Source organism: Brevundimonas sp. (assembly GCF_051860745.1).
Taxonomy (GTDB): Bacteria; Pseudomonadota; Alphaproteobacteria; order Caulobacterales; family Caulobacteraceae; genus Brevundimonas.
On record NZ_JBHYDN010000026.1, the window covers coordinates 1 to 4,764 of the forward strand.

General features: G+C 69.3%; 5 protein-coding genes. 3 read left to right on the forward strand and 2 right to left on the reverse strand.

What is annotated here, in order from left to right; all coding sequences use genetic code 11:
• Window positions 1-452 (forward strand): hypothetical protein (locus ACTIEW_RS15555; RefSeq protein WP_439478812.1); only part of this gene is annotated, 452 nt, incomplete at its 5' end.
• A 68-nt stretch (window positions 453-520) separates the two neighbouring features.
• On the opposite strand, the gene ACTIEW_RS15560 is transcribed toward ACTIEW_RS15555, so the two are convergent.
• Window positions 521-2,158, reverse strand: coding sequence for a M28 family peptidase (locus ACTIEW_RS15560; RefSeq protein WP_439478813.1), 1,638 nt, complete (start codon window positions 2,156-2,158; stop codon window positions 521-523).
• A gap of 76 nt (window positions 2,159-2,234) precedes the next feature.
• Window positions 2,235-3,467: a TIGR03862 family flavoprotein gene (locus ACTIEW_RS15565; protein WP_439478814.1), complete on the reverse strand. Its 1,233-nt coding sequence runs from the start codon at window positions 3,465-3,467 to the stop codon at window positions 2,235-2,237.
• 100 nt (window positions 3,468-3,567) lie between these two features.
• Between ACTIEW_RS15565 and greA the strand changes: the two genes are divergently transcribed.
• Both greA and ACTIEW_RS15575 read left to right on the forward strand, forming a co-directional pair.
• Window positions 3,568-4,044: a transcription elongation factor GreA gene (gene greA / locus ACTIEW_RS15570; RefSeq protein WP_439478815.1), complete on the forward strand. Its 477-nt coding sequence runs from the start codon at window positions 3,568-3,570 to the stop codon at window positions 4,042-4,044.
• A gap of 124 nt (window positions 4,045-4,168) precedes the next feature.
• Window positions 4,169-4,318, forward strand: a complete 150-nt coding sequence (locus ACTIEW_RS15575; protein ID WP_284222964.1) for a hypothetical protein — start codon at window positions 4,169-4,171, stop codon at window positions 4,316-4,318.
• Window positions 4,319-4,764 lie beyond the last annotated feature (446 nt).

Sequence of the window (4,764 nt, forward strand, 5' to 3'; positions counted from 1 at the left end):
ACGTGTCAAACAATCCCGAATTCACTCTTGCGCTGAAGGGGGCGTCCACAGATGGTGAGCGGACTCTACCCGGAATGAAATCGACAACCCAAACTGTTGACTTTCAGATCATCAACGCGAGGGTTGGCAACATGCCCGATCAACCCAACTCAAACAGGCGAAAGAAGATCATGGAGGCCGTCTTTGGTGAGCGGCTGACTGGGGATGACCTGCTAAGGCACAAGGCAGCGCGGCCTTCGAAGAAGATCTACTACGCCTTGCAGATCGTCAGGTTGATCTTGATCACTGTCCTTGGTGCGTGGGTCTTCAACGTCGAAGGTCGTTTGCCTTTGATCGGCACATGGCTGGCTCAGTCGCGGGGGGCAATGTTTCCAGTATGGGCTGGCTGCTTGAGCATTTTGGCGTTCTCAGAATGGTTTTATGAGCGGCGCGAGCGCACACTTCGGCGGTAGTTGCTGTGTCCGCTGTGGGTCGGAAGCCGACCGTCGCCTCAGGTCCAAAAGCGGACCCTCTGACGCCCCTACTGCCGCCGCCCCATGGAGGCCTGCCGCGCCGCCTCGAACTCGGCCCCCGCGTTCCACTCCGGCCACGCCCGGCTGTCGGCCAGATCGCGGCCCACGAGGTACAGCAGGTCCACGTCCAACGCCGCCCCGTCCATGACCCACTCCGGCGTCCATTCGTCCGAAGGCTTGTGATAGCGATTGGCCACATAGTCCCGGCTGGCGGCGTTGTGCCCGGTGAAGCCCGCCGCCCCGAACAGGGCCGGCACCCCCCTCTTCGCCAGCGGGAAATGGTCGGAACGGTAGAAGCCGCCGGCCTGGGGGGCCGGATCGGGGATCAGAGTGCGCCCCTGTTCGGTCGCGCGCCGCTCCAGCCAGGTGTCCGTTTCGCTTTTGCCCGCCCCCATGACCACGATCTGCGGCGAGACCTCGGCCCCCGGCAGGAAGCTGTCCATGTTGATATTGGCGACGGTCGTCTCCAGCGGCCAGACCGGATTGGCGGCGTAGTATTCGGCCCCCAGCAGCCCGGCCTCCTCGGCCGTCCAGGCGGCGAACACCACCGACCGGTCGGGCGCCGCGCCCGCCTTGAACATCCGCGCCAGCTCGATCAGCCCGGCCACGCCCGTCGCATTGTCGACCGCCCCGTTATAGATGTCGTCGTCGCCCACCGGCGTGGCGCGGCCAAAGGCGTCCCAGTGCGCGCCGTACAGAACCGTTTCGTCCGGATGCCCGGCGCCGGGTATGCGCGCCAGCACATTCCGGCTCTCGATCCGGTCCGCCGTCTGGCCGAAATCGATCGACATCGTCACCCCGTCCAGCGTCACCGGCCGGAACCCGGGCGTCCGCGCCGCCTCGCGCAGGGCGGCGTAGTCCAGCCCCGCATCGGCGAACAGCCGCTCCGCGACCGGTCCCTGGATCCAGCCCTGGGCCGGGACCCGCTCGGTCTCGGGGTCGGCGCGGACGATGTCGAATTTCGGCGCCGTCGACGACCCCTCCAGCACGCTCCAGCCATAGCCCGCGCCCGCCGTATCGTGGATCACCAGCACCGCCGCCGCCCCCTGCCGCGCCGCCTCCTGGAATTTGTAGGTCCAGCGGCCGTAGAAGGTCATCGCATTGCCGTCGAACTTGCCCGCGACCGGATGCCCCTCGGGCGCGCCGAAATCCGGGTCGTTGACGATGACCAGCAGCACCTTGCCCCGCAGGTCCATGCCCTTGAAGTCGTCCCAGCCGCGCTCGGGCGCGCTGACGCCATAGCCGGCAAACACCACCTCCGCGTCCGTGACCGTGATCCGGTCCACCGGCCGGTCGCTGGACACCAGCAGGTCCGGCCCCCGCGCCAGCGCCCGGCTCGCGCCGCCCGCCGTGACCGTGATCGTCGCGGGACCGTTCTGCTGCGTCCGCCCCAGCTGCGCCGTCTGCACCCACTGACCGTCCGGCCCGCCCGGCTCCAGCCCCAGCGCCTGGAACTGGCCGACCAGATAGTCGACCGTCAGCTGTTCGCCCGGCGTCGCCACGCCCCGCCCCTCGAACGCGTCCGAGGCCAGCACCCGGACATGCTCGTTCAGCCGCGCGGCATCAGCCTGCTGCGCCAGCGCGGGCGAGGCCGTCAGGGCCATGACGGCGACGGAGAGGAGAAGGGTCAGGCGGGAAGGGCGCATGGGATCATTCCGGGCGGGGGGAGGGCCGCAACCTGACCCGCCCGGCGCTCCCTGTCGAGCGTCACGGTGGCGAGCGCTACCGCGCCTCCAGCCACCTCAGCACGCCTTCGGCCGCCACGATGCCCGAGGCCATCGACGCCTGCAGCAGATAGCCGCCCGTCGGCGCCTCCCAGTCCAGCATCTCCCCCGCCACGAATACGCCGGGCAGGGCGGTCAGCATCAACCCTTGATCCGCCTGGTCCAGCCTCACCCCGCCCGCCGACGAGATCGCCCGCTCCAGCCCCTGCACCCCGGTCAGACTCAGCCGCACCGCCTTGATCCGCTTCGCCAGCTTGTCCGCCCCCGTCGGCAGCTCCCCCGGGATCTCGCGCAACAGCCCCAACGCCGCCGGCGACAACCCCGCAACCTTCCTCAGCCAGTTGGTCGCGCTGTCCTTGCCGCGCGGCTTCGCCAGCCGCCCCGCCAGCGCCTCGACCGACAGATCGGGCCGCAGGTCGACGCTCAGGCTCGCCGACCCGTCGCGCTCCACCGCCTCGCGCAGACCGGCTGACAGCGCATAGACGGTCCCGCCCTCCAGCCCGTAGCGCGTCACCATCGCCTCGCCGCGCACCGTTCGATCCCCGTGGCTCATCGCCACAGGTTTCAATGGTTGACCCGCGAACCGTCCGGCGAAGATTTCTGACCACGCGACGTTAAAGCCGACATTGGACGGCCGGAACGGCTCGACCGCCACGCCTCCGGCCTCAAGCCAGTCCCGCCACGCTCCGTCCGACCCCAGCCGCGGCCAGCTGGCTCCGCCCAGCGCCAGCACCACTGCGTCCGGCGTCTCGACCCGCTCTCCCTCCGGCGTGTCGAACCTCCATTCCAGCCGATCGTCATCCCGGCGAAGGCCGGGACCGGAACAGCGCGACCGCGTCCGCACCTCGACTCCCAGTTCATTCAACCGCCCCAGCCAGGCCCGCAGCAAGGGCGAGGCCTTCATCGCCCGCGGAAACACCCGTCCGGACGAGCCCGTGAACGTCGCCTGCCCCAGCCCCTCGGCCCAGCCGATCAGATGGGTCGGCGAAAAAGCCTCCAGCCACGCCCCGACGGTCCCCGCCGCCGCGCCATACCGGCCGGTGAACGGCGCCAGATCCTCGGAATGGGTCAGGTTCAGCCCGCCCCGCCCCGCCATCAGGAATTTGCGCGCCACGGACGGCATGGCCTCATGCACCACCACGCCCACGCCCGCCCGCGCCAGCCGCTCGGCGGCCATCAGCCCGGCGGGCCCGGCCCCGATCACATGTACGGTCTTGGCTGAATCATCCATTGCCGGGTGACTACTCTCTTCCGCTCATCCCGGCGAATGCCGGGATGAGCGGGTATAAAAAAAGCGCGGAACGGCCCCAACTCACATACGCTCATCCCCCATGAGCGTCGCCTTCACCCGCGAGGAAGATCTGGAGGCTGTGGCCGCCGACCTTCCCGACCGTCCGATTTCGCATGCGCCCAATCTGGTCACCCCCACGGGTCTGGCGCAGATCGAGGCCGCCCTGGCCTCGGCCCGCGCGGCGTACAGCGCTGCCCAGGCGCAAGGTTCGATCGAGGCCGACCGCACCGCCATGGCCCGCGCCACCCGCGACCTGCGCTACTGGTCCGCCCGCCGCGCCACCGCCCAGCTGGTCGAGACGGAAGCCGATGGACGCGTCCGTTTCGGCGGCTCCGTCACCCTCGAGCGCGCGGACGGCCGCACCCGGACATGGCGGATCACCGGCGAGGATGAGGCCGACCCCGCCGCCGGTTCGGTCAGCCACGTCTCGCCCCTCGCCGTCGCCCTGATGCGCAAACAGGTCGGGGACGAAGCCGTCGTCGCCGGTCAGACCGTCGAGGTCATCGCCGTCGATTGATCGTCAACGGTTGCCCCGGCCCCCCGCTTGCCCCACTTTGGGGCAGACGGCGCCGCAGCAGCGCCCCTCCTGCGCTCAAGTAGCGCGAAGCGCGCTAGCGCAACGACAAGAGAAAGAGCCGCCCATGGCCCGAAAGCCCAACTACAGTTTCGAGCGTCAGGAACGCGATCGCGCCGACGCCAAGAAGGCCGCTGAAAAAGCCGCCGCAAAAGCCGAAAAGAAAGCCGCCGCCGCCGCCCGCAAGGAAGCCGGCCTGCCGCCGCTTGAGGACTGACGGCCCCTTCGCCCGGGTCCCCGGCGGAACCGCGTTCGGCGCCGGATTTGTTGTGACCACATTCCCGGCCAGGATGAGCCTTCCCGCATCCTCCCCGTTCCCCTCCGCGCCTGCGGGCCTCCCCCGCGAGCGGTTCAACGCCATTTCCGGCGCGGTGTCGCAGGGCGCCCATCTGCGCGCCCGCCTCGCCGTCGCGGATCTTTTTGCGCCGAACCCGACTATGAGTTCGCGGATTGCCAACACAGCGTCATTCCTCCCCCATCGGGAAAGGGGGACCGCCACCTCATACCTTCCGATCACCCCGCCCCCTCCAACACCCCCAGCACCTCTCCGAACAGCCCCTGCGCCTCCCGGTCCCCCAGCGCCTCGAAGTCCACCCCGGCCGTCATCCGCTCTAGAGCGGGACTCGTTCACACGGAACCGTATCCGGAGTTGACGAGGTAGTT

Excerpts from the sequence above, each read along its gene's own strand:
- ACTIEW_RS15560 (WP_439478813.1), bottom strand. The coding sequence starts at position 2,158 with ATGCGCCCTTCCCGCCTGACCCTTCTCCTCTCCGTCGCCGTCATGGCC.
- ACTIEW_RS15565 (WP_439478814.1), bottom strand. The coding sequence starts at position 3,467 with ATGGATGATTCAGCCAAGACCGTACATGTGATCGGGGCCGGGCCCGCC.
- ACTIEW_RS15575 (WP_284222964.1), top strand. The coding sequence starts at position 4,169 with ATGGCCCGAAAGCCCAACTACAGTTTCGAGCGTCAGGAACGCGATCGC.
- greA (WP_439478815.1), top strand. The coding sequence starts at position 3,568 with ATGAGCGTCGCCTTCACCCGCGAGGAAGATCTGGAGGCTGTGGCCGCC.